This window comes from Ruegeria sp. A4, from assembly GCF_056543025.1.
The window spans coordinates 358,329-383,003 of record NZ_JBQGAW010000001.1; the positions used below are offsets into that span (position 1 = coordinate 358,329).

Here is a 24,675-nt window from a genome sequence, read left to right on the forward strand (position 1 = left end):
GATCTGGATCGCGTTCCGGGGACATGTCCAGAGCTTTGGGGCAAGCAGAGGGACTCCAACGCCTTGAATCCGAGTCGCAGTGCCCCGTCCTTGTTCCATACCGAACCGACCGAAAAGGCCAGGGTGATCACAAAAGACATTCAAAGAACAGCGGGGGTGCCCAGTTTTTCACTCTTCCCGCGACCGTTTCAGAAGGCGACCAATCGTGAATGAGGTGCGCGGGGCGTAAACATAATTCGTGCGCTCTTCGGGGGTTGGGCGTGACCGCATCCGCGCCAGACCAAACACGATCAGGAAGACATGCCCGAACGCCACGAAGGCAAAGAGGGCACCCGGGCCAAATTGCTGGATCAGGGTCGAGGTTATGTAGGGCGATGCAATTGCCCCCAAGGCAAACCAGAACATCAAGGCAGCCGAGAGTTCCACCCGTTCCTCGGCCGTGGCAAAGTCGTTTGCGTGGGCGGATGAGACCGAGAAGATCGGAAAGGTTGTCAGGCCGAAGAACACGGCCGCCGACATGACCCCGATCGTTCCGGTGCCGCTGGCTGCCATGGTGACGCCGCAGCTGAGTACCGCGGCAGCCGACAGCCAGATCAGCACCCAGCGCCGGTCATATTTATCAGCCAGCCAGCCAACGGGGTATTGAGCAAGCGCACCACCCAATACGAAAGAGGCCAGGAAGAATGCGATCTGATCGACGCCAAGTCCGACCTCTTGCCCGTAAACCGGTCCCACCATTCGGAACGAGGCCGAGCTGAGCGCGGCCACGATCACGCCAGCCACGGCTAAGGGTGAGCTGCGCCAAGCCAGCCCGGGTTTCAGTCGGGGCGCGTCAGGTGTTTTGGGTTGGCTTGCTTTGGTCAGCGTCAGCGGCAGCAGTGACGCACAGCAAAGGATCGCCAGCAGGTTATACGAGACGTAAGAGGCCGGGGGCAGAACGGCGATAATCAACTGGGCGCACAGGGACGCGCCCATATCCGCGATCCGGTACGTTCCCATTGCACGCCCTCGGGTTTCATTGGTGACCTTCGCGTTCAGCCAGGCCTCGATCACCGTGTATGCGCCTGCGACACAGGTGCCCGAGGCCACACGAAGGGCGGCCCAGATATATGGGTTTTCGGTCAGCGTATGTCCGATGAGGCCCATCGCGCCCAACGCGGTGCAAACTGCAAATGCGCGCGAATGACCGACATTGCCCATCAGACGTGGCGCCCACCAGCAGCCGATGAAAAACCCCAGAAAGTGCGAAGACCCCAAAAGACCGATCTGTTCGGTCGTGAAATCCAGCGTGATGCCGGAAATGGCATCGAGTGGCCCAACGCCTCCTGTGGAAAGCTGAAGCAGAATGACCGAAAGAAACAGGGCGGCAAATGAAATGATCGTGCGCATGGTGGTCTCAGATTGGCAGGGTCGCCGCACAATGCGCGCATCAATTCGACTTTAGCGAGTCGTTTTTTGCCGTTCGGCGATCAGGTCGCGCGTATGATCTCGGTGCGGATGTCCAGGCCGACAGTGTCGTCAACCAGGTCAGGATAGCCCGAAGCTCCGAAGTCGTGCCGGTTCAGGGCGCCCTTCAGGCCAATGGTCAGACGGCTCAGATCGTTCACTGCGCTTCCTGCCTGCCGGTACAGATTGGCCTCCAACGTGATCGGGCGGGTCACGCCGCGAACCGTCAGATCACCCGTGATCCGAGCGCCATCTGATATCCGCCCTTCCGCGCCCAATTTTATGTCCGTTGACACAAACCGGATCGTTGGGTGCTGCTTCGCGTCCAAAACGCTGGGGCTGAGCATGGGCATACGGGCAAAGGGCAGCCGCGTTCTGGCTTTGCTGACGTCCAGTGTCACCGTGACCTGGCTGTTCTGTAGCCGACCTGTGTCAATCTGAACATCGGCGGTCCGGATCGGCATCGTCCCTGACTGTATCACCCCCGCAAGATCAAACGTGAACCCGACCCGGGTGCCTTCATCCGACAGGATGTATGGCCGCAATGCGGCTTGTGCCGCCCGGGTCAGGGGCAGGGTTGCCAGCCCGGCTAGCAGGTTGCGGCGGGTCAGAAGGGTCATGCCATGACGCCTTCCCGTGTGGGGCGGGATCTTCTGAGCAGCATCAGAACGATCGCAATGTTCAGACCGTTCCAAAGGATGCCATTCACGAACGCCAGTTGGTAGCTTCCGGTGAGGTCGTATATCCACCCTGACATCCAGCCACCGAGCGCCATGCCAAGAATGGTCATCATCATGACGAACCCGACGCGCGCACCAGCTTCTTGCGGCGGCATGTATTCGCGGACAATCAACGCATAGCTGGGCACGATGCCGCCCTGTGCCAGACCAAAGAGCAGGCTGATGGCGTAAAGCGACACCATTCCATCGTAGGGCAGGAACAGGAACAATGCGATACATTGCAGAAGCGAACCGATCAAAAGCGTCAGGACCCCGCCAAGCCGATCTGCCAACAAACCCGAGATGATCCGGCTGACAACACCACCCAATAACATCAGTGACAGCATCTCGGCCCCGACCGCGGGCCCATATCCCAGCCCGACGCAATAGGAGACGATATGAACCTGTGGCATCGACATGGCGACACAACAACCGATCCCGGCCAAGCCCAGAATATATTGCAGCGCGCGCGGTGATACACCGACACTTCGTGCATTGATTTGGGCGGATGCTGCGGCGGTGCTGTGTGCCTCGACCGGAACCCTGCGGCGTAGCAGCAGCGACAGGGGAATGACGACGACAAGCGTCAGCACGGCGAGCGTCAGATAGACCTGTTGCCATCCATCCCGCGCCAGAATTCCGGACAGCATGGTGGGCCAGATGGCGCCGGACAGGTAATTCCCACTGGCGACCAACGCGACGGCAATGCCGCGCCGTTTCATGAACCAATGTGAGATATCTGCGATCAGCGGGCCAAACCCAATCGATGTGCCCAGCCCCAGCAGGAGATGCGCCGCGGATAGCAACATTATGCTTGGTGCCAGCGTTGCCAGCACATAGCTCAGCGCACTCAAGACGGCTGCTCCGATCAGGGCGCTGGTAACGCCCAGCCGGTCCACCACCTGCCCCAGCCACATGTTGCCCAGGGCAAAGCCGATCATCGCCAGAGTGTACGGCATCGAGGCTTCGGCACGACCGGCTCCGAATTCGGCTTCGACTGCGGGCATGACCACGATCACGGCCCACATGCCCACATTCGCCACTGTTGCAATGGCGAGCGTGATCAGAAGGCGAAGCCAGGAATAGCGGCTGTCATGGATCGGATGGCTCATGTGGTGACGCTAGGGCGCGGCCCGCGTTTTGACCAGTCACATCTTGCGTGATCCGTGTGGCTTTATGCCGGTGTGTCTTCGGTTTCGATCCGTTCCAGATGCAACCCGGCACGGGCGGCGGTCATGGTGGCCTGCCATGTGACCGGGGGCAGGGCACGGGCGCGGCGGCGTGTCAGAGCCCAGATCCGAGCCTCATCCCGATGGGTGGCCGCCATGTGCCAGCGCGTTTCAACCCCTTGCGCGCCGCCATCTCCGGGTGTCAGCAGCAAACCAAGCGGAGCCCGCCCCATCGCACCCCCCTGTTCGGCAGCCAGATGCATCCGGCGTATCGGCGTGAGCCCCGGTGCGCCGGGCAGGTCGCCGATGATCAGCGGAATGGCCCCGCTGCGCAGCGCCTCCTCCAGGCACCACAGCAGATCTTCGGCACGGGTGGGATGAACAAAAATGAACCGGGCCGGATCGGCAAAGGCCATCATCCCATCGGGGTTCAGCTGGCCGGGTTCCCAGGCGGGGGAAATCCACAAGACCGGCCCTTGCGTCTGACCGGCCAGCCACATGGCAAAGCTGCGCCGGGCGGGGCCGCATGCCTCGTGCACGCGGCCCAGTTCCAGGGTGATCTGCGGATGGAGCTTTACCCCCGGCGCCTGACGCGCAGTTTTGTGGCCAAGAAGTTGAGTGGACATGCCGGAATGCTAGCATGTTCCACTTTTGTTCTCAAGTAGTCAGGGCCGTCAACGAGACAGGATCAACTTGCCATTTGCAAATTGGACGCTCGAGAAACGATGCAGATATTCCATCCCCAAAAGCGACTTGTCCAGCTCGCCCTCATTGACCCAGGCCGATACGTTCTGGTCGGTAATGGGGCCTGCGGTCAGGGTGTCAAGCCGCACCGGCGCCGTGCGCACCTCGCCGTTGGCGGTCAGGGCGCGGCCGAAATAGTTCAGTTGATCGGGATCGATGCCTACACGTTCTGCGTCCCGGGCGCTGAGAACGATCTGGCTGGCGCCGGTGTCGACAAGAAAGTTGATCGGCTCACCATTCACCAAAACCGGAAGGTAATAATGACCATCATAGGCACGAGGCACCTCGATCACGTTGCCGGTGACGGTCATCTGCGGGGCAGGGCCAACCGAAGACCGGATGTCTTCCCACAGGCCGATGACGGCGATGACGCCAACAAAAATGAACACCCAGGCCATCACCTGCTGCAACGTCTTGTTCAGGGACTGGCGGTTTTGCGAAACGAACCAGAACGCGACGGCCAGCCCAAGCACGACCAGATAGACCAGTTGTCCGATATCGACGCTGTCCACAGGGTTCACCCCACTCAAATTGCACGTCACATATATGGGGGTTTAAGACGCAAAACCAAAGGCCTTGAGGCCATCGAGAATGAACTGCACCGACAAGGCCGCAAGCAACATCCCCAGCAGCCGGGTCAACACGTTCAGCCCGGTTTTGCCCAAAACCCGCGCGACCGCGCCAGAGGTCAGATACATCACGAAGACCATTGCCAGCACAACCAGCATCACACCGATGACAATAGCAAGGCCCTGAATGCCCGGCTGCTGGCCCGCAAGCAGAATCATCGTTGCAATCGATCCGGGGCCTGCAATCAGCGGGATGCCCAGGGGAAAGACGGACGGGTCCGGGTGTTCCTCTTCCTCGGCGCTGCTTTCGCGTCGCTTGGTGCGGCGTTCAAACAGCATATCCAGCGCGGTCAGGAATAGCAGGACACCTCCTGCAACGCGGAACGCTTCCATCGAGATGCCAACAAACCCCAGAAGGGCTTCGCCAAAGGCGGCAAACAGGGCCAGGATGAAACCCGCCGTCAGGCAGGCCCGAATGGCAATGGACCGGCGCGTGTGCCAGTCCATACCCTGTGTCAGCGCCACGAAGATCGGCGTTTGCGCGGGCGGATCAAGGACCACGAAAAGCGTTGTGAACGCGGTAATCAGAAATGCACTGTCCATTGTTATCTGCTGCTCCGTTGCAGGTCTTGCAGGATACGCAGGGCATCCTGCGAACAACCTGATGGGACATAGACGTGATCGTGGTGATACCCCGCGACCATGTTCGCGGGAATGCCGGCCCGTGCCAGCGCGCTGGAAACGGCGGCGGTCAAACCAACTCCTTCCAGCGAGGAATGAACCTGCAACGTGATGCACCGCATCGCGACGGCATCTTTCGGTGCCGCAGCGATCGGGACGACAAGTGACAGCCCTTCGGTCTCGGCGCAGCTGGCCCGCGTGCCCTTTGGCCAGGGTTTGACTTCAGGCCAAACGACAAAGGCAAATTCACCGGGCTGCAAGTCGGGATTCATACCCGCGATCATGGCGTTGGTGTCCGTGATGGGCGTGCTCATGCGGTTTCTGCCTGTTCAAGCCGTTCGGCGGCCGCGACCCACAATGCCTCGGCTTTTTGCATGGCCTCGGTGACTTCGGTGAACTTGCGGTTCCAGGTTTCCAGGTCGTTGATCCTGTCGTCCTCGTACAGCGCCGGATCGGCCAGTTTGGTCGAAAGCTTGTCATGCATTTCCGTCAGCTTTTCGATCCGGTCCTCGCATTTGCGCAGATCCGCACGCAAGGCCAGTATCGTCTCGCGCGGGGGGCGTTTCGATTTGACAGCCCGGGGCTTTTCCCTGACGGGTCTGTCGCGCGCCAGCAGCAGGGACCGATAGGCTTCAAGGTCGCCGTCGAAAGGTTTGACACTACCGTCCGAAACCAGCCAGAGTCGATCCGCGACAAGGCTCAGCAGGTGCATGTCGTGACTGACCAGAACCACCGCGCCGGAATAGGCCGTCAGCGCCTCGACCAGCGCCTCGCGGCTTTCGATGTCAAGGTGGTTGGTCGGCTCGTCAAGGATCAGCATATGGGGCGCGTCGATCGTGGCGAGCAGCAGTGAAAGCCGCGCTTTCTGTCCGCCCGACAGACGCCCGACCTCGGTTTCCGCCTGGTCCGCATTCAACCCGAAACCGGCCAGTCGCGAACGCCACTTGCCCGGCGCTTCGTCAGGGCGCAGACGGCGCAGGTGGTCCAGCGGCGTTTCGTCCACGTAAAGCTCATCCACCTGATGCTGCGCAAAGTAACCGATGCGCAGCTTGCTGCTGCGGGTCATCTTGCCCGCCATGAGGGGCAGCCGGTCGGAAAGCAGCTTGGACAAGGTCGACTTGCCCTGTCCGTTCTTGCCCAACAGCGCGATACGGTCATCCTGATCGATACGCAGGTTCAGGCGGCGCAGCACTTCGGTTTCGCCATAGCCGGTGACGCCGCCTTCGATCTGGATGATCGGTGGCGACAGTTCCTCGGGTTCCGGAAAGCTGAAGGCGCGCAGGGCGGCCTCTTGCGGGGTCGAGACCAGTTGGATGCGTTCGATCATCTTCAGGCGCGACTGGGCCTGAACGGCCTTCGACGCCTTGTAGCGGAACCGGTCCACAAAGCTTTGCAGATGTGCGATGCGGGCCTTGGCCTTGGCGTTTTCCGATTCCGCCTGTGCCAGCCGTTCCGCACGGCGTTCCGCGAACTTGTCGTAGGGCACGGCGTAATAGGTCAGCTTGCGGTCTTCCAGATGCAGGATCGACCCCACGGCGCGGTTCAGAAGGCCGCGGTCGTGGCTGATGATGATCACCGTGTGCGGATATTTGGCCAGATAGCTTTCCAGCCACAGCGCGCCTTCGAGGTCCAGATAGTTGGTCGGTTCGTCCAGCAGCAGCAGGTCGGGCTGAGAAAACAGCACCGCCGCCAGCGCAACGCGCATCCGCCAGCCGCCCGAGAAATCCGAACAGGGGCGCTGCTGGTCTTCGTCGTCAAAGCCCAACCCCTTGAGGATCGAAGCCGCGCGGGCCTCGGCGGACCAGGCGTCGATATCGGCCAGACGTGTCTGAATTTCAGCGATACGTGTCGGGTCTTGGGCGGTTTCGGCCTCGGCCATCAATGCACTGCGTTCGGTATCGGCGGCCAGAACCGTGTTGATCAGCGAAACGTCAGAGGAGGGCACCTCTTGCGCCACGCCACCGATCCGAGCGCGTTTCGGGACCGAGATATTACCCGATTCCAAAGCCAACTCGCCCCGGATCAGGCGGAACAGCGTGGTCTTTCCGGTTCCGTTCCGACCGACAAGGCCAACCTTGTGACCATCGGGAATCGTCGCGGTTGCGCCGTCAAACAACGGGCGACCTTCAACGGCATAGGTGATGTCTTCGATCCGTAACATGGGGCGCTCTTAGCAGAGCTGTGTTGCCACCGCCAGCGGCTCGGCATGTTCAAGCTTTAAGCAATGTGATAGCGCTGTGTCGTTTGCTATTCAGAACGGTTTTCACATGCGCGCGGCCCGAACACCTCCGCACTTGGTCACTCTTATCTTTGCCACGGCACTGTCGGTTTTGTCACTGAACATGTTCCTGCCGTCTTTGGCTCACATGAGTACGGATTTCGGTGTGGATTATGGCTTGGTCAACCTGTCGGTTGCCGGCTATCTGGCGGTCTCAGCTGTGTTGCAACTGATCATGGGGCCGCTTTCGGATCGTTTCGGGCGTAGGCCGATACTATTGATGTGCATCACCATCTTCGTCATCGCCTCAATCGGATGCTCTCTGGCCGAGGCCATTTGGACCTTTCTGGGCTTTCGTCTTTTGCAGGCCGCGGTGGTGGCTGGGTCGGTTCTTTCCAGCGCATCGATCAGAGATCGGTATCCGCCGAACGAGGCTGCAAGCAAACTGGGGTATGTGGCGATGGCCATGGCTTTGGCCCCAATGCTTGGCCCTATGCTGGGTGGGACACTCGACATGCTCTTTGGCTGGCGCTCGGGGTTTGTTCTTTACACTGTGCTGGGGGCAGGGCTGCTGGTTTTGCTTTGGTTCGACATGGGCGAGACCAATACGAACCGCTCTTCAACTTTTACAGCCCAATTGCGCGAGTATCCCGATCTGTTTCGCGCCCGCCGATTCTGGGGCTATGCCTTATGCGCATCGTTTTCGATTGGTGGGTTCTACAGCTTCATCACCGGCGCGCCGTTGGTGGCTGCCGCATGGTTTGATCTGAGCCCTGCCATGTTGGGACTTGGGATTGGTATCATTACAGGCGGGTTCATGGTCGGTAACTTCGTTACTGGTCGGATCGCGGTACGGACACGTCTGACGACAATGATCCTGATCGGCCGCGTTGTGGCTTCGACCGGGCCATTCTGCGGATTGCTTCTGTTCATCGCCGGGCTGGGGTCAGTCTGGGTATTCTTCGGCTCGGCCATCTGCGTAGGGTTCGGCAATGGACTGACCAATGCAAACGCTTCGGCAGGGGTCATGTCCGTGCGACCCAAACTGGCAGGCAGCGCGGCAGGGTTGTCCGGGGCGATTGTGGTCGGGCTTGGCGCGATCCTGACCTCGATGACGGGTGCGTTTGTCAGCCCTGAAAACGGGCCGTTTCTGGTTCTGGGCATGATGTGGGCCAGCAGTTTTGCAGGTTTGCTTGCAGTGCTTTACGTTCGGCGTCTGGACCGGGTAGACCCTTTGCCGGATACATTCTGAGCGCCAAAGCGGCAGGCAAACCATCATAACACTTTTCATGAGCGAAAGACCGTGGTACGCGGCGCGCGATGGATTTCGGCGCGGACCCGCGCCACATTGTAAGGAGAGGCCGACATGGCACTGGAACGTACATTCTCGATCATCAAACCCGACGCAACGCGTCGCAACCTGACTGGCAAGATCAACGCCAAGTTCGAAGAAGCCGGGCTGCGTATCGTTGCACAGAAGCGCATCCACATGACCAAGGAACAAGCCGGCAAGTTCTACGAAGTACATGCCGAGCGTCCGTTCTATGACGAACTGTGCGAATTCATGTCGTCGGCTCCGGTCGTTGTTCAGGTTCTGGAAGGCGAAGGTGCCATTGCGAAGAACCGTGAAGTCATGGGTGCAACCAACCCGGCGGACGCAGCACCGGGCACCATCCGCGCGGAATTTGCTGAATCGGTTGGCGAAAACTCGGTCCATGGTTCGGATGCACCGGAAACCGCGGCTGTTGAGATCGCATATTTCTTCTCGGGCATCGAACTGGTCGGCTAAGCCGGTTTTTTTGCCGAAAGATCGGGCCGCTCTGCCAGGAGCGGCCTTTTTTTGTTCAGACCTGCTTTAGATCTTTGGGTGCAACGCGAACCCCGATGGCATCCAGATCGGCAACCATCCGGTTTTCCGGCGCGGCGCTGTTGCCGGCCTTGATCGCGTCGAAACGCTGTCGCAGCTTCTTTTTCTCTTCACCCTTGCAATCATTCCAGGGGCGTCCCTGAAGCCCCATCACCAAAACATAGTAGCCGATGAAATGTGCTTTGGTACCAGCCCGCAAAAGCCGGGCATAGGCTTCATCCGGTCCCAGCTGTCGCAGGTCTTCAGCCGAGTGGATGCCGGCGCGCGCGCAGGCCTGCTCGAAAGCCGGTCCAAGGTTGCGGATCGAAGAAACTGGATCGCTCATGAGCCTGTCTTAATTGCACCTCTGGGTTCTGTCACCCATGTTTGCGCGTTGGCAAAACATAATGTCTTGCTGTCTTCTGGTGTTTCCGCTCTCATGAAGTCATGCTGCCTCGGCGGTCCGGGTTTCAAAAGCCAAAAGATACCAAACGCGGGTCGGTCCAGGGCCGGACAAGCTCCTGGCCAAGGTTGAAGCCGAATACGCTGAACGTGATGAAGGATCAGAACCGTCGAAGAAGGAACCAGCGTGCAGAAGATCGTTGAGACAAGTGTCAATGAACACCTGAAAACACCCCGGGTTGGTGGATCATGACCGAACCTTCAGGTGTTCAGTGCATTCTGTCCCAATCCATTGACAAAACGCGTGTTGAAAAGCTCATTCCCGGGTTCACGATCAGGATCGACTCACCAACGGAATCGAGATCTTTCGTGCTTTTGGATTGCCACGATCAATCGTTGCGGAATTCGGGTCGTGTTCTGGTTGAGGTCGCAGAAACACTGTGGCTTTTCCACAATGGCCGTGCGCCGCTGTCTCAACGTTGCAAGGGGCAGGGGCGGTTTGTGCAAGACCTGCCGCAGGGTCCGGTGAAAGCGGCTTTGAAGGGTTTCCCCAAACTGCGTGCGCTGATGCAGATCGGAACCGGAGAGGTTCAGACGAAACCCCTGGCCGTATTGGACGAGCTGGAGAAAACGCTGGTCAGGGGAACGGCTTGGTGCCTGTCTTCGCAGACGGGTCAGGCAGCAATCGTTCAGCTTCAGCGGCTGCGGGGGTATGATCAAGAATTTCAAAAGGTGAACACCGCGATTTCCGCCTTGTCCGGGGGTGGGCCAGGTGTCGAAGCGCTTTGTGCCGGACTTTTCCCGGGCATGGCCGCCTATCGCGCCAAGCCAGAGATCGAGTTGGGAAAAGCTGAGCCATCTGTTCAGGTCGCGGCAGATATCATTCAAACATATCTGCAAGTTGCCCGGCAAAACGAATATGGGGTGATAGCCGATATCGACACAGAGTTTCTGCATGATTACCGGGTGTCATTGCGAAAGGTCCGATCCGTGATCAGCCTGTTCAAAGACGTTTTTTCAGACGCGCAGACAGTGCAATTGAAGCGTGTCTTTTCCGATCTCATGGCCGCCACCGGACGTTTGCGTGATCTGGATGTCTACCTTCTGGAAAAAGATAAATACTTCAGTCTTGTACCGCCCAGTCTTCACGCGGGCCTGCAAGAGATGTTCGACCTTTTCGAGAAGGAGCGCGCCAAGGAACTGTCACGCTTGTCCCGCCGGTTGCGCAGTGACGAATACGACGCCCGTATGTCCGATCTGACGGCGATGTTCAACGGAACGGATCACCTGACGCCCGGATCAAACGCGAAACGGGCAGCACATGAATACGCGTGCACATTGATCTGGAAACGGTATCGCAAGGTCTGCAAAATCGCACACGGTATCACCGACGAAACTCCGGACGAAACCGTGCATGACCTTCGTATCGATTGCAAGAAACTGCGCTATCTGATGGAGTTTTTTGGGCCTCTGTTCGATGAAAAGAGCTTCAAGAACATCATCAAGCCATTGAAAAAGCTCCAGGACAATCTGGGCGTGTTCAACGACTGCGCTGTTCAGCAAAACTCCTTGCTGGCCTTTGTCGCGCAGCACAGCGACACGCGGGGCCATGTGGATGCGCGGATGGGCTTGGCCGTTGGGGGATTGATTGCGGTTCTGGATCAGCGCCAAAAGGCCGAGCGGAGCCGCGTGATTGCCAGCTTTCAGAAGTTTGACGGTCCAGATACCCGGCACCTGTTTCAGAACTTGTTTCACCGACAAAAGGAGTGAGGAATGAAGATCATTGCCTGTTTCAGCAACAAGGGCGGTGTTGGCAAAACCGCCACTTCGGTGAACCTGGCTTATTCCTATGCGCAGGCGGGGCAACAGGTGCTGTTGTGTGATCTCGACCCCCAGGGCGCTTCAGGGTTCTACTTTCGGGTGAAGCCATCAAAAAAACTGAAGGATGCGCGGTTTTTCGAGGATGTGGGGCGGTTTATCAAGGCGATCCGGGCCAGTGATTTCGAAGGGCTGGACGTGCTGCCGGCGAACCTGACCTTTCGCGACTTCGACGTGTTCCTGTCGCGGATGCGGAACAAACGCTCGCGGCTGAAAAAAGCTTTGATGGCCGCGGGCAGCGACTATGACGTGATCATTCTGGATTGCCCGCCCAACTTTTCAACTTTGTCCGAGAATGTCTTCAAAGCTGCCGATGAAATCGTCGTGCCGGTCATGCCGACAACCCTGTCCGAGCGGAGTTTCGATCAGCTGGTAAGCTTTTTTGAACAACACAAGCTGCGCAAGAAGAAGCTGCGCGCCTTTTTTTCGATGGTGCAACACCGGAAGGTTTTGCATCAGGAAACCATGAAGGCGATGCGCAAGCTGTATCCGAAACGGTTTTTGCAGGCGGTGGTTCCTTTCGCTGCGGATATTGAAAAGATGGGTCAGTATCGTGCCCCGGTCTGCACCTATGCCGGGCGCAGTGCGGCCTGTGCGTCTTACAGGGCGCTGTTCGAAGAGCTGGAAAACGGAGTGATTTCGAACCAATGAGCAAGGAAATCGAGCGCAAGTTTCTGGTTCCAAGCCTGCCGGACCTGAGCAAAGCGAAAAAAGCCGTCGTAAGACAGGGTTATCTGACGGCCCCCGACGATTCCACCGAGCTTCGGCTGAGGCAAAAGAACGATGCGTATTTCCTGACCTTGAAAGGGGTCGGTGGCCTGGTCCGGGTAGAACGAGAGGCAGAGATCACCGCGGATCAGTTCGAAACCTTCTGGCCGGAAACCGAAGGGCGCAGGGTTGAAAAAGAGCGCTACACCGGCCATTTGCCGGATGGTTTGCTGTTCGAGCTGGACGTCTTTTCAGGCGATCTGGCGCCGCTGCGCCTGGTCGAGGTAGAGTTCACTTCGGAGGAGCAGGCCAAAGGATACGTGCCACCGGATTGGTTCGGTGCGGATGTCACCGCCGACACGCGATACAAGAACAAAACCATGGCGATATACGGTGTTCCGGATTAACGCAGTTGTGCCAGATTGATCGTGGTTTCCAGCCCGGGGTCGCAGTTCCGGGCGGCAAATTTTCCGCCGTGCATATGTGAGATTGCGGCCACCAGAGCCAGGCCCAAACCCGCATTCCGCTCCGTCCGCGCGGGGTCAAGTGTCACGAAGGGAAGCTGAAGGCGATCCAATTCTTCGGGCGGTACGCCGGGGCCACGATCCCTGACGCTCAGTTGGGTGAAACCGTCGCGAGTACCGATCGAGATCGTGATTGCAGTATGTTCTGGCGCGTAACGCATTGCGTTTTCCAACAGATTGGAAAGAGCTTGCGACAGAAGCGGCCGGTGCCCCTGAATGGCCGGGGCGGAACCCTTGACTTCAAGCTGCACGCCTTGATCGGCGGCGACCGGGTCATAAAGCTCGACAACATCACCAACAAGTTGCTGCAAATCGATGGTTTCGAATTGCTCGCGCCCCAGGCCGGCCTCGGCCCGAGAGATTTCGGTGAGCTGCCCCAGAACCCGCAGGACGTGATCGATTTCACCCGTCGCCCGCGCAATGTCGATCTCGCGATCCAAGTCGCTTTTGTCGGGTTCAGAGAGGGCCTCGACCCTTTGCCGCAGACGAGACAAAGGTGAGCGGAGATCATGTGCAATCGAATTCGAGGTGGTGCGAAGGTTGCTTATCAACTCCTCGATCCGGTCAAGCATGTTGTTCAATGTGCCTGAAACCTGATCGAATTCGTCCCCGGTTCCGCGCAGCGGCATCCGTTTTGACAGGTCGCCTGAAACGATATTCTCGGCCGTGCTGGCGATATCCGAAAGGCGCGAAAACACCAAACGCGTGAACAACCAGCCGGTGATGACGCTCAGAACCAAAGCAATCCCAAGCGCCAACGCAACCGAGCGAAACAAAACCCTGTCGAATTGCTGGCGCGACGCTGCATCCCGTCCAACCAGCAGGCGCTCGCCGCCCGGAAGGCGGATGGATGCAGCTGAAACCGGCACAAGCTGATCATTGTCGGCCCGGCGCAATTCCAAGTCCACCCAACCGCTTCCAGCGGCAATGTTCACCGGCCAAGACTTGAGATTGCCGACAAGTTTAACCCCCAACCTGTCTGTCAAAAGATACAGCGCGTCCCGCTCGGCGGCACTTGGCAAACGGCGCTCAATTGCAGTGATCAAACCTATCAGCCCACGCCTTTCGTATTCATCCGCAAGCCCTGTCAACTCGGCTGATACGACCGAGCGGGTTTCGGCCTCGATGCTTCGATTGGCGGTCACATAGACGATGGCGAGTACAGACGCCGTCAGAATCGTGCTCAGAAACATGCTGGTTGCAACCAGCCTTGTGCGGGAATTGTTCAGGGAAAGCCGAAGGTTATCCATCGGACATCATGTAACCCGCTCCGCGGACGGTTTCAATCAATGGCGCGTCACCGCCTTCGTCCAATTGGCGCCGCAACTTCGAAATATGCACGTCCACGACGTTGGTGTTTGGGTCAAAATGATAATCCCAAACGCCTTCAAGCAACATGGTGCGCGACACCACGCGGTTTTTGCGGCGCAGGAAAAATTCGAGAATCTGAAACTCACGCGGTGTCAGGGTGATCTCGTGCCCGTCGCGTGTGACCTTGCGGGTCAGCAAATCCATCTGAAGGTCTTTGCAAGTCAATGTCGGCGTCTCTTCGGATTCCTGAGGGCGACGCAAAAGGGCTTCGATTCTGGCGTGCAACTCCTGAAACGAAAAAGGCTTGACCAAGTAGTCGTCAGCGCCCGAGCGCAGCCCTTTTACCCTTTCGTCCACGGCGCTCATCGCCGTCAGCATCAAAACCGGGGTTTTCAAACCGGCGGCCCGCATCGACTTGATCAGCGACAGCCCGTCCAGACCGGGTAGCATCCTGTCAAGAACAATGGCGTCAAACCCACCGTCCGTGGCATGGTACAACCCCTCACGACCGTCAGCAGCGGTTTCGACCACATACCCCTCTTCGCCAAAACCTTTGGCGATGAAGTCCCTGGTGTCAGCATCATCTTCGACGATCAACAGACGGCGGCTCATGGTCGGGATCCTTTCTTTTGATATTTAAACACAAATTTTAACTAAAGCATATGGTTAGAAGAAGTTCTTGCCGGGTGCTGGGCCGGCACCCGGCAATCCCGGCGGATAGTGGACAACTCTGATCCGCCGGGTGAAGCGTGCGCCGAAAATCCCCATCAAGCGGCGCACGCATGTTCAAGGTCAGGCCAGTTCGACCGCGACAAAAATCTGGCTGCCGCCACGATTGATCAGCACCAGGGCAGGATCGGTTTTTTCACTGTCCAGCGCAGCCTTCAAAGCATCCGGAGTGACAGTGTCCTGATTGCCGAGCTTGACGATCACATCGCCGCGTTGCAGGCCGGCCTTTGCCGCTGGGCTGTCGGGCTTCAGGTCGGTGACGACAACGCCCTCGACGGTTTCAGCAACACCATTTTCTGCCCGAACCGCTTCGGTCAGGGGGGCCACGGTCACACCCAGTGTTGTTCCCGCAACTTCCGCCTCGACCGGTTTGTCGGCCTCGGCCGATGCGGCCTGATGCTGGCCAACCGTCAAGGTCACAGTTTCCATCTTGCCGTCACGCAAAACGGTCAGAGTGCTGTCGGTGCCGACCTTGGTCGTGCCCACAAGGATGGGAAGGTCACCGCTGGACTCCACGGCATCGTCGTTAAAGCTCAGGATAACGTCTCCCTGCTTCAGGGCGCCGTCTGCCGGGCTGCCGGCAACCACGTCAGACACCAGCGCACCCGAGGAAGCCTCGATTCCCAACGCTGCCGCAAGTTGTGGGCTTACGTTCTGGATCGACACGCCCAGCCAGCCGCGGCTCACCTGTCCGTCATCCCGCAGATCGGCCGCGATGTGTTCAACGATGTTCGACGTGACGGCAAATCCAAGCCCCACAGAACCACCGCTGGGTGAATAGATGGCCGAGTTCACACCGACCACTTCGCCATCCATGTTGAACAGGGGACCGCCCGAGTTGCCTTTGTTGATCGCTGCATCTGTCTGGATGAACTCGGCATAAGGGCCTTCCGAGATGTTGCGGCCTTTTGCCGAAACGATGCCTGTGGTCACGGTCGAGCTCAGGCCGAAGGGGTTGCCGATGGCGACCACATCTTCACCTACGCGGATCTCGTCACTGTCGCCAAGCTCCACGGCTTGCAGGTCAGTTCCTGCGTCGATTTTCAGAACCGCGATATCCGTCAACGGGTCCGTTCCGACCACTTCGGCTTCGAAGGTACGGTCATCGCTGAGCCTTACGGTCACGGTCGAGGCATTGTCGACGACATGGTGATTGGTGACAATGTATCCGGCTTCGTCCAGAACAAATCCCGAACCCAGGCCCTGAGACGGGCCGCGTTGCGGCATGTTGAACCCTTCGGGGCCGCCGAAGCGTTTGAAGAATTCACCAAAAGGGTGTCCTTCGAAGTCAAAGTTTTGCCCCTGGGTTGGGGTCGGCGCTGTATCTTGTTCAGCGATGATGGTTACGACCGAGGGTGAAACGGTCTCAACCAGATCGGCCAATGCCTCGTCCGCCATGGACGGTATAGCCGTCGTTGCCAGTAGGGCCGCGCCGAGCGCGCTGACACCCACCCAGTTGGAAGTGCGGGGAAGTAGAAGCGAGGATTTGCGGATGCTCATTTGTGTCTCCTGATTATCGTCGCGCAGTTGCGGCTGCGCGTTGAGACAACAGATGCCTGCTCAGAATTGGCGTTTCCTGACTGATCAATTAATAAATCTTAATTTTGCCACAAAGCCGGTGTTGGGTTGCGGTCGACGTCGATCGGGATTCGCGGAATTTCACCGATCCGCACCAGAGCGAATCGGAGGATTGTTGCTAAAAATGGCGTCAAACTTTCAAAAATATTGAATTTGTTTTGTTTTGTTGACAATCATCCTTCCGAATGATGGAGAAAAAAGCTGCTCTTCCAATGGTTGTGGGTGGGTCTGTGTGAGGCGTGGCTTGACACACTAAAAATCTTATCGAGTGCGGATATCGGTGAATAAGTTTGCGCTTAATCACGAATCGCTACCCTTTCAGAATTTGAAGAGTCTCCTTTAAGTTGATCCTAGTCTCGCGCGATGTTGCGTAAAAGCCATTCGTAGAAGACCCAAATTAACCATTCCTTCCAATTTTACGTTGTTTCGAGCGATCGGATAAGTGAGGATGAAGGTGCCCAAGTGAGGGGAGCCAAAAGCGCTAGGGGGCGCTGGCGGCTAACTCGATCACCAAAAGTGATAGCGGCGTGTTAACGAGGGGGTCTTGTTTAGGTTTGGCTGTTTGGGAGTCGGAGTGTTTCTGAAAGCACACTGGCCACACTTTGGAGATTGAGCAAAGTGGTAGTCCTGTTTTGGGCACCGGCCCGGTCGATAAGACCGGGCCGTGTTTGTTCAGGGGGCATGTTTTTTGTGCCAGTCCTTCCAGTCATCCAAGGTATCCAGATCCAAAAGTGCGTTTCGGCCAGGCAGCGGATGCAGATGAACAAAGTCTTTATGCTTCCGCACGATCTCCTGGGCACCGTCGTCCCCCTGCAACTGTGACAGTTGACTAAAAAGGGATCTGTCAAACACAACCGGATGGCCGGGCTTTCCATCCTCGGTCGTACCACGCCAGATCAGGTTGTCGGGATGGGATTGTCGCGCTTTCAGGATTGTTGCCAGGTCAGCTTCGGTCAGATCGGGCAGATCTGCCAGCAAAACCATCGCGGCGGGTGCATCCGGCGGCAGTTTTTGGATCGCGGCGCGCAAACTGGCGTTCATGCCTTCTGCCGCATCCCGGACCGGAACGATCTGAACATCCATGCCATCAAGTGCGCCATATCTGGGATTTGGTTCAGGGGGCAGGGCGACAATCACAGGACCCACGGCGCAAGCTGTGCTTGCCGAGCGGGCTAGTAACGGAATACCGTTGATCGGCTGCATCAATTTGTCGATGCCGCCCATGCGGCTGGATTGACCCGCTGCCAGAAGGATAATGGGTATTTCAGTCATTTCGGTACAATGCCGTCGGCCCGAGCGCGAGTCATCCCCTCATTCGGGCGCCATCTGCGTCAAACAAGGGTGTCGAGATGACCTTTGCCTTGCGCATCTGGCCCAGTATTTCGATCTTGACTCCAAGCCCGTCTGCTGCGCGTTCGGTTGGCAGAAAGCCGATGGCGACGGACTTGCGGGCATAATGCGAATAACCGCCCGAGGTGCAGAAGCCCACGACAGTGCCATCCAGCCAGATCGGTTCATAGGCGTTCACGTCGGCGTCGTCTGCGTCGACCTCGAAGGCCACCAACCTGCGCGCTGGGCCGTTGGCACGTTCCGCCTCGGCGGCGGCGCGGCCGATGAAATCAGCGGGCTTGTTGAAGGCGATGAAGCGGTCGAGCCCGGTTTCAGCGGCTGTGTAGTCGGGCGAGAATTCGCGCATCCACGAGCCGAAGAACTTGTCGAGCCGCAGGCTCATCATCGCGCGCATCCCGAAGGGGGTGATGCCGTGCGGCTGACCGGCCTGCCACAGGGTCCACCATAGTTGGCGCTGCGCCATCGGATCGCAGTAGATCTCGAACCCCAGGTCGCCGGTATAGCTGACCCGCTGCACGATGCAGTCGGTCATGCCGACGACCATGCAGCGCACGTCCATGAAGCGCATGTCGCTGATATCGGCGCGCTTGCAGGCGGCCAGAACCTCGCGGGCCTTGGGGCCCGCGATCTGGAAACCGTTGCGTTTGTCGCTGATATTCTCGACGGTTACGCCGTCTTTCTGATGGTGCTGGAACCAGCGCATGTGGAAGTTCTGTGCGCCGTAGGAGGCAGTGAGCTGGAATTCCTCCTCGCCCAGGCAGGACACGGTGAAATCCCCGATCAGCTTGCCCTTGGGCGACAGCATCGGGGTCAGCGACAGGCGGCCTGGCTTGGGGATGCGTCCGGCCATGATCCGATCCAGCCAGTCGCGGGCGCGCGGACCTGTCACAAGGTATTTGCCGAAATTGTGCACCTCGTTGATGCCGACGCCACCGCGCACGGCGCGCACCTCGCGGCCCGTTGCCGCAAACGCGTCCGAGCGGCGGAAGGACGGGGTTTCATAGCCAGGTTCGCCCGCTTGCGCGAAATAGTTGGCGACCTCGAGCCCGTATTGCTGGCCCCAGACCGCGCCCAGATCGCTGAAGATGTCATACATCGGCGTGGTGCGGTTGGGCCGCACGGCGGGCAGTTCCTCGTTGGGGTAGGCGACGGAGAAGCGTTTCTGATAGTTCTCGATCACCTTGGGGCGGGTGTATCCGGGGGTGATCCAGTCGCCGAAGCGGGCCACGTCCATGGCAAAGACGTCGCGCTCGGGCTCGCCCTCGATCATCCATTGCGCCAGCGTCAGGCCGACGCCGCCGCCCTGGCTGAACCCGGCCATCACGCCGCAGGCCGACCAGTAGTTGCGCACGCCCGGCACCGGCCCGACCAGCGGGTTGCCGTCGGGGGCAAAGGTGAAGGGGCCGTGGATCACCGATTTCACTCCGGCCTCGGCCAGAACCGGGAAGCGGCGATAGGCGAACTCGATACTGTCGGTGATCTTGTCGAAATCATCGGGCAGCAGTTCGTGCCCGAACTCCCATGGCGTGCCGTCCACGGCCCAGGGCTTGCAGGGCTGTTCGTAGAACCCGATGCACAGGCCGCGCCCTTCCTGCCGCAGATAACTTTCGCCGGCCGGGTCCATGACGTGCGGATGCTCGCCGCCCGCGTCGATGATCGCCTCGATCTGAGGGATGTTGTCGGTGACAAGGTATTGATGCTCCATCGGGTGCAGCGGGAAGTAGATACCCGCCATCGCGCCCACTTCGCGCGCCCACAGGCCGCCGGCGTTGACGATATGCTCGGCGTGGATGGTGCCCTTGTCGGTGACCACGTCCCAAGTGCCGTCGGGGCGCTGGTTGGTCTCGCGCACCATGCAGTGGGTTTCGATCGTGGCCCCACCCATCCGTGCGGCCTTGGCATAGGCGTGGGTCGTGCCCGAAGGGTCGAGGTGCCCGTCCAGCGGATCATAGAGCGCGCCGAGAATGCCGTCGGTGTTGGTGATGGGGGCGATCTTTTTGATCTCGTCGGGGCCGACGATTTCGGTTTCCAGCCCCATGAAGCGGTGCTTGGCGCGTTCGGCCAGCAGCATGTCGAACCGGTCCTGGTTGTCGGCCAGCGTGATGCCGCCCACATGGTGCAGCCCGCAGGACATGCCGGTGATCTCTTCCAGCTCTTTGTACAGCCGGATGGTATAGCCTTGCAGTGCGGCCATATTGGTATCGCCGTTGAGCGTATGAAACCCACCCGCCGCGTGCCAGGTCGATCCGCTGGTCAGTTCGGACCGCTCCAGCAGCATCACGTCGGACCAGCCCAGCTTGGTCAGGTGATAGAGCACCGAACAACCGACGACGCCGCCCCCGATGACGGCAACCTGACAGGTGGTTTTCACAGTGTTCCTCCCCATGATTTTGGAAAAAACTGTCGAGCCGATGGGGATATTACTCGTCTGTTAGCGACAACAAGTGTCGCATGTCACCTATTGCACCGGCTTTGGATTTGCACAGCCTTCTCGCGCAGTCAAAGTGCGTCGAAACCTGTAACCGAGCGCAAACAAACAGGCGGCCTGCGCCTCGTTCAGCACGACATCGCCCGGTGGTTTTTCGGCCGGAAAGGCCGCTTTTTCACTTTATTGCACGGCGGCAACAAAGTCGGGGTGATCAAACTGGCCCATCTCGCCCAGCTCCGTGCTTGGGCCGGACTTTGCGATGATCGGAGTATCCGCGCCCGGTTCAGCGCAATTGGGTCGTTCGGTTGACGACAGGCGCTTGGGCAGCGCGCGGAACATTTCAGAAAAATCGCAAGGGCTACAGGGGGCGCACTTTCAGTCCGGTGATGCGGTTGCCTTCACGCGCCGTGACCTCGAATCGGAAACCGTGGAACGAAAACACCTGACCGACGTCAGGGATCATCTGGGCCTCGTGAATCACCAGACCGGCCAGCGTGTTCGCCTCGTCATCCGGCAGAGACCAGTCCAGTGCCCTGTTGGCATCCCGGATTGTCATGGAACCTTCAACCAGATACTGGCCATCTTCGATGCGTGTTACCGGAACCTCTTCGTCTATGTCGAACTCATCGGCAATCTCGCCCACGATTTCTTCAAGAATATCTTCAAGCGTGATCAGGCCTCGCAGTGACCCATATTCATCCACAACCAATGCAAAATGGCTGTGCATCCGCAGGAATTCCCGCATCTGGTCGTCCAGCGTCGTGGTTTCGGGCACAAAGTAAGGGTCGTTTGCCACCTTTCCGATGTCAAAGCTTGCCAAACGGTCGGTCCCGCCGTCGCTGCTGCCTGCCTGCGCATACATGGCGCGAAAGAGGTCCTTGGCGTGGACAACGCCTACGATGTTTTCCGGCTCGTCCCGGAACACAGGCAGACGGGTGTGGGGGCTTTGCAGACATTGTTTCAGGATTGCCTCGGGGGCGGCATTGGCGTCGATCATCTCGATATTCGATCGGTGCAGCATGATCTCTTCCACCGTTCGGTCGCCCAAATCCAGCGCACCCAAGATGCGGTCGCGGTCTTCCTTTTCGACCACGCCTTCGGAATGACCAAGTTGCAAGGCGCCGGCAATCTCTTCGCGTACAGCCAGAATGTTGCTGTCGGGATCGATCTGCACGCCGAACAGGCGCAACACACCGCGCACTAGCAGCCGCACCGCGGCCACAATGGGTGAAAACACCGTCACGACGACGCTAATGATCGGCGCGACAGCCGCCGCGGCCTTTTCGGAATTGGTGATGGCGTAAGTCTTGGGCAGCACTTCGGCAAAGATCAGCACCAGCAAAGTCATGACCAGGGTCGCCAACGCCACGCCGCTTTCGCCGAACAAACGGGTGAACAAGGCCGTCGCCAGCGAGGCCGCCAGGATGTTGACAAGGTTGTTGCCCAGAAGAACCGAGCCGATCAGGCGTTCATTGTCATCGGTGATTTCCAGCGCCTTTTTTGCGCCCCGTGATCCCTTGTCGGCCTGCGCCCGCAGTTTTCCGCGAGAAGAGGCTGTAAGCGCCGTTTCCGAACCCGAGAAAAAGCCGGACAAAACGAGCAACAAGAGGATCGCGCCTGACGTAAACCAGAATGCGCTGTCGATCAGAGAAGATGAGGGTTCCATTGGTCCTTGGTGGGTTAGGGTGACGCATCCGTTATGGGGATGCCGCGCTGCTGGATCAAGGGCTTAGCCCCGGTCTTCGTCAGGGTCTTTGCTCAGCGGGTGGTGTTGCAACACCAGTTCCGACAGCCGTTCATCCAGAACATGAGTATAAATCTCGGTCGTTGCAACGTCGGCGTGACCCAACAAGGTCTGGATCGAACGCAGATCAGCGCCGTTGGCCAGCAGATGCGTGGCAAAGGCATGGCGCAGGGTATGCGGGGTGACTTTCTCGGGTGAAACGCCACCCTGAACGGCCAGTTCCTTGACCAGCAGAAAAAACCTGTGCCGTGTCAGGTGGCCGGACTTGCCGCGCGACGGAAACAGAAAACGAGACCTTTGACCGCCTTTCTCGACGGTCTGGTCTTCGGCTTCGTCCCGCGCGGTCAACCAGGCAGCCAAAGCATCCCGCGCCGGTGGGGACAGGGGCACCATGCGTTCCTTGCCGCCTTTGCCCATCACCAACAGCATACGCGGATCGCCACGGGCCGAGGAAACAGGCAGGGACACAAGTTCGGTCACACGCATCCCGGTGGCGTAGAGAACTTCCATCAAACAGGTATTGCGTATGCGATCAGCCTTGCTGCGCCCGGTTCGTCGGGCGGCTGCCAGAAGACGGTCGACTTCGGGTACGTCCAGCGTTTTGGGCAGTCGTTTCTGCCGCCCCGGACCTTTGATCTGGATGGCGGGGTTCGTCTCGCTCCAGCCTTCCTCGAACGCAAAGCGGTACAGCTGTTTTATCGCCGACAATCGCCGCGCGCGGGTGGAACGCGACAGGCCCTGTGCCTGGCAGTCGATCAGATAGGCCTCGATCTGATCACGATCTGCCTGATCGAATCCGGATCCCCTGTGCTGCAACCAGGATGCAAAGTCTTTCAGATCGCGCCCATAGGCCAGCAAGGTATTTGTCGCCGCGCCAAGTTCCGCTGCCTGGGCCTGTAGAAAGGTCGAAATCCATAGCTCATTTGTCGCCGGAATAGCCATCTTCAACGCTCTTGCAGGATCAACAGGCTCAGCGCTGCGCGCCGCGCGGTGTCTTCCAGGCCCACGCGTCGGAAGGTTGCGATTGCTGCGGTCAGATCCACAAGATTGCCCCGTGCACCATGCGCAAACAGCTGCATGGCTTCCAGTATGGCTTCACCAAGCTGACCGTTGTCCAGTAAGGCGTCAATGTCGTTGGGTACGGGTGCCGCCCATGCAAACCCCTGAGAAACCGCGTCGGCCAACGGAGAAGGAGAAACCGCCCGCCCCGGATCACCCTGCGCCAGCGCCGCAAGAAACAGGGTATCGATCGAGTTGTCCGGTGCTGATTGCGCAGCCTGTTCGTACAGGCCAGACAGCATCAGAATGCGCCAGCGCAGGTTTTCAGTCGCCGGCACCGACAGCGAAACCTTCGACAGACGCTCGGCGAACAATTCGGCGAAGGGCACTTCAAGCCCGACGCTGCGCATCTGCTGCCAGACTAGTGGCAGCGTTTTTCCGATGGCTTCAGCGCTTCGCGTATCCAATGCGCTTTCAAATCGTTGGATGGCCGCGACCCGGTCCCAAACTGCGCCGGACGCTGCCGGGGACCTTTCGGTATAAAGTCCAAGCAATTGATTGGGCGTCAAAGCGCCAATGCGTGTAAGCCGTTCGGCGGCTTCGATCTGCGCTTTCCATCCGGCCACATCCCGAAGATCCGCGTTGGCGAAAGCGCGTGGCAACGAGGCGGAAGGAAGCCGCTCTCCGATCGCTTCGAACAGTCGGAAACTCAATGGATCCGGGTTTTCAGGTTGGGGCAGATAAGCCGCGCCTTCATAGAGTTCAGGGCTTAGAAAACGATCCAGAACCGCCAGCTCTTCCGGCGGCAGGATGTCCAGGGCATGCGCTGCCTCAAGCGTCAACGCTGCCGATGCCCAATCTCCGCGTCGGGCTTTGCAGAACACTTGCGCGGCGTAGTCCTTTGACAGATGCGGTTCGGCGATAAGGGCGGTGCAGCTGCGATCCTCATCACCGGTCAGCAGTGTTGCGTCAAACCAGCGCTGAAACCGATCCTGTGTATCGGTCGGCCCGGCCAGTTGAACCAGCGATTGCACGGGATCAGCCGCGCCCAGCTGCATCAGTCGGTCCAGTCGCGCCAGCAGCATAATCTCTTGCGCATAAGGGCCCGCCGGTGCTCGGGTTTCCGACAGAAGCAATGTAAACAACAGGCGTTGCATGGCCGGGTTGTCGCGAACGGGCGTCTTCGCGATCAGCTCCGCCAGCCGGTTCGCATCGCTGCCTTGCCACAAATCCACGGGCAACCCGGTGACGGATGATGCGACCAGGCCCAAAGGTTGCGACAACGCTTCAAGCGGCGTGACCTCAATTTCGGGCAATCCGCCGTTCTGTGCCACCGGCGGTTCCAGCAATACGGTTCCGGGCAGGTTTTCCGGCGGATCCGCAAGCCACTCGATCGCGGATAACGGGGTCTGCGCGTGTGCCGATCCCGCCAGAAAGACCGCCAACAGCGCCTGTTTAGTTGACATCCAATACGACCGGTTCGCGGATTTCACTTTGAGGCGCAGAAAAATCCGCGCCAAAGAATGGGCCAACATAGGCGTAGGCGACCAGCCCAATGAATACCAGGCAAAGAACATATATCAGGAATTTGATCAGTCGGCCCATGGCCCCACGCTGCCTCAATTTTTGATT

24 protein-coding genes are annotated in these 24,675 nt (G+C 58.9%); 5 read left to right on the plus strand and 19 right to left on the minus strand.

Going from position 1 to position 24,675, the window contains the following annotated elements; genetic code table 11:
* Positions 1 to 168: 168 nt before the first annotated feature.
* From ACR0E2_RS01735 to ACR0E2_RS01770, 8 genes are all read right to left on the minus strand, one after another.
* Positions 169 to 1,389 carry an MFS transporter gene (locus ACR0E2_RS01735; RefSeq protein ID WP_171231784.1) on the minus strand — a complete coding sequence of 407 codons (1,221 nt, stop codon included), beginning with the start codon at positions 1,387 to 1,389 and terminating at the stop codon, positions 169 to 171.
* A gap of 80 nt (positions 1,390 to 1,469) precedes the next feature.
* Positions 1,470 to 2,066, minus strand: a complete 597-nt coding sequence (locus tag ACR0E2_RS01740; RefSeq protein WP_480444896.1) for a YceI family protein — start codon at positions 2,064 to 2,066, stop codon at positions 1,470 to 1,472.
* Entirely contained in the window at positions 2,063 to 3,277 is a 1,215-nt protein-coding gene (locus ACR0E2_RS01745; protein ID WP_480444897.1) for an MFS transporter, read from the minus strand. Before ACR0E2_RS01745 ends, ACR0E2_RS01740 begins: the two co-directional genes overlap by 4 nt.
* 62 nt (positions 3,278 to 3,339) lie before the next feature.
* Positions 3,340 to 3,960 carry an ImuA family protein gene (locus ACR0E2_RS01750; protein WP_171228593.1) on the minus strand — a complete coding sequence of 207 codons (621 nt, stop codon included), beginning with the start codon at positions 3,958 to 3,960 and terminating at the stop codon, positions 3,340 to 3,342.
* A gap of 48 nt (positions 3,961 to 4,008) precedes the next feature.
* On the minus strand, positions 4,009 to 4,590 hold the full coding sequence (locus ACR0E2_RS01755) for a TIGR02281 family clan AA aspartic protease (protein WP_171228594.1): 582 nt from the start codon (positions 4,588 to 4,590) through the stop codon (positions 4,009 to 4,011).
* Between the two features lie 42 nt (positions 4,591 to 4,632).
* Positions 4,633 to 5,250: a MarC family protein gene (locus tag ACR0E2_RS01760; protein WP_152457746.1), complete on the minus strand. Its 618-nt coding sequence runs from the start codon at positions 5,248 to 5,250 to the stop codon at positions 4,633 to 4,635.
* Between the two features lie 2 nt (positions 5,251 to 5,252).
* Positions 5,253 to 5,642: an ACT domain-containing protein gene (locus tag ACR0E2_RS01765; RefSeq protein WP_480444898.1), complete on the minus strand. Its 390-nt coding sequence runs from the start codon at positions 5,640 to 5,642 to the stop codon at positions 5,253 to 5,255.
* Positions 5,639 to 7,489 carry an ABC-F family ATP-binding cassette domain-containing protein gene (locus ACR0E2_RS01770; RefSeq protein WP_480444900.1) on the minus strand — a complete coding sequence of 617 codons (1,851 nt, stop codon included), beginning with the start codon at positions 7,487 to 7,489 and terminating at the stop codon, positions 5,639 to 5,641. The genes ACR0E2_RS01765 and ACR0E2_RS01770 overlap by 4 nt, the downstream gene beginning before the upstream one ends.
* Positions 7,490 to 7,595: 106 nt before the next feature.
* On the opposite strand from ACR0E2_RS01770, the gene ACR0E2_RS01775 reads away from it, so the two are divergent.
* Together ACR0E2_RS01775 and ndk are read left to right on the plus strand one after the other, a co-directional pair.
* Complete coding sequence (locus ACR0E2_RS01775; protein ID WP_480444902.1) at positions 7,596 to 8,798, plus strand: multidrug effflux MFS transporter; 1,203 nt, start codon at positions 7,596 to 7,598, stop codon at positions 8,796 to 8,798.
* Positions 8,799 to 8,912: 114 nt separating this feature from the next.
* A complete protein-coding gene (gene ndk, locus ACR0E2_RS01780) occupies positions 8,913 to 9,335 on the plus strand; it encodes a nucleoside-diphosphate kinase (RefSeq protein ID WP_068334875.1) in 423 nt (140 codons plus the stop codon).
* A gap of 55 nt (positions 9,336 to 9,390) precedes the next feature.
* Here ndk and ACR0E2_RS01785 read toward each other — a convergent pair whose 3' ends face one another.
* The gene (locus ACR0E2_RS01785) at positions 9,391 to 9,738 is read right to left on the minus strand and encodes a TfoX/Sxy family protein (RefSeq protein WP_480444903.1); all 348 of its coding nucleotides are present in this window, start codon (positions 9,736 to 9,738) and stop codon (positions 9,391 to 9,393) included.
* Positions 9,739 to 10,043: 305 nt separating this feature from the next.
* On the opposite strand from ACR0E2_RS01785, the gene ACR0E2_RS01790 reads away from it, so the two are divergent.
* The 3 genes from ACR0E2_RS01790 to ACR0E2_RS01800 are packed head-to-tail and all read left to right on the plus strand — an operon-like array spanning position 10,044 to position 12,787.
* Entirely contained in the window at positions 10,044 to 11,564 is a 1,521-nt protein-coding gene (locus ACR0E2_RS01790; protein ID WP_480444905.1) for a CHAD domain-containing protein, read from the plus strand.
* A 3-nt stretch (positions 11,565 to 11,567) separates the two neighbouring features.
* Positions 11,568 to 12,323 carry a ParA family protein gene (locus ACR0E2_RS01795; protein WP_480444906.1) on the plus strand — a complete coding sequence of 252 codons (756 nt, stop codon included), beginning with the start codon at positions 11,568 to 11,570 and terminating at the stop codon, positions 12,321 to 12,323.
* The gene (locus ACR0E2_RS01800) at positions 12,320 to 12,787 is read left to right on the plus strand and encodes a CYTH domain-containing protein (protein ID WP_480444908.1); all 468 of its coding nucleotides are present in this window, start codon (positions 12,320 to 12,322) and stop codon (positions 12,785 to 12,787) included. Before ACR0E2_RS01795 ends, ACR0E2_RS01800 begins: the two co-directional genes overlap by 4 nt.
* On the opposite strand, the gene ACR0E2_RS01805 is transcribed toward ACR0E2_RS01800, so the two are convergent.
* The 10 genes from ACR0E2_RS01805 to ACR0E2_RS01850 all read right to left on the minus strand — a co-directional run bounded on the left by ACR0E2_RS01805 (position 12,784) and on the right by ACR0E2_RS01850 (position 24,648).
* Positions 12,784 to 14,154, minus strand: a complete 1,371-nt coding sequence (locus ACR0E2_RS01805; protein WP_171116302.1) for an ATP-binding protein — start codon at positions 14,152 to 14,154, stop codon at positions 12,784 to 12,786. The genes ACR0E2_RS01800 and ACR0E2_RS01805 overlap by 4 nt on opposite strands.
* Complete coding sequence (locus ACR0E2_RS01810) at positions 14,147 to 14,827, minus strand: response regulator transcription factor (protein ID WP_152457754.1); 681 nt, start codon at positions 14,825 to 14,827, stop codon at positions 14,147 to 14,149. Before ACR0E2_RS01810 ends, ACR0E2_RS01805 begins: the two co-directional genes overlap by 8 nt.
* 180 nt (positions 14,828 to 15,007) lie before the next feature.
* Positions 15,008 to 16,444: a DegQ family serine endoprotease gene (locus tag ACR0E2_RS01815; RefSeq protein ID WP_152457755.1), complete on the minus strand. Its 1,437-nt coding sequence runs from the start codon at positions 16,442 to 16,444 to the stop codon at positions 15,008 to 15,010.
* 750 nt (positions 16,445 to 17,194) lie between these two features.
* On the minus strand, positions 17,195 to 17,794 hold the full coding sequence (locus ACR0E2_RS01820) for a nucleotidyltransferase family protein (protein WP_480444910.1): 600 nt from the start codon (positions 17,792 to 17,794) through the stop codon (positions 17,195 to 17,197).
* Between the two features lie 31 nt (positions 17,795 to 17,825).
* Positions 17,826 to 20,243 carry a GcvT family protein gene (locus ACR0E2_RS01825; RefSeq protein ID WP_480446168.1) on the minus strand — a complete coding sequence of 806 codons (2,418 nt, stop codon included), beginning with the start codon at positions 20,241 to 20,243 and terminating at the stop codon, positions 17,826 to 17,828.
* A gap of 237 nt (positions 20,244 to 20,480) precedes the next feature.
* Entirely contained in the window at positions 20,481 to 20,639 is a 159-nt protein-coding gene (locus ACR0E2_RS01830; RefSeq protein ID WP_171231771.1) for a hypothetical protein, read from the minus strand.
* A gap of 19 nt (positions 20,640 to 20,658) precedes the next feature.
* Positions 20,659 to 21,966 carry an HlyC/CorC family transporter gene (locus ACR0E2_RS01835; RefSeq protein WP_171328669.1) on the minus strand — a complete coding sequence of 436 codons (1,308 nt, stop codon included), beginning with the start codon at positions 21,964 to 21,966 and terminating at the stop codon, positions 20,659 to 20,661.
* A gap of 63 nt (positions 21,967 to 22,029) precedes the next feature.
* Complete coding sequence (locus ACR0E2_RS01840; RefSeq protein ID WP_480444912.1) at positions 22,030 to 22,986, minus strand: site-specific tyrosine recombinase XerD; 957 nt, start codon at positions 22,984 to 22,986, stop codon at positions 22,030 to 22,032.
* Between the two features lie 2 nt (positions 22,987 to 22,988).
* On the minus strand, positions 22,989 to 24,509 hold the full coding sequence (locus tag ACR0E2_RS01845; RefSeq protein ID WP_480444913.1) for a hypothetical protein: 1,521 nt from the start codon (positions 24,507 to 24,509) through the stop codon (positions 22,989 to 22,991).
* Positions 24,499 to 24,648 carry a hypothetical protein gene (locus tag ACR0E2_RS01850; protein WP_171168466.1) on the minus strand — a complete coding sequence of 50 codons (150 nt, stop codon included), beginning with the start codon at positions 24,646 to 24,648 and terminating at the stop codon, positions 24,499 to 24,501. The genes ACR0E2_RS01845 and ACR0E2_RS01850 overlap by 11 nt, the downstream gene beginning before the upstream one ends.
* Positions 24,649 to 24,675 lie beyond the last annotated feature (27 nt).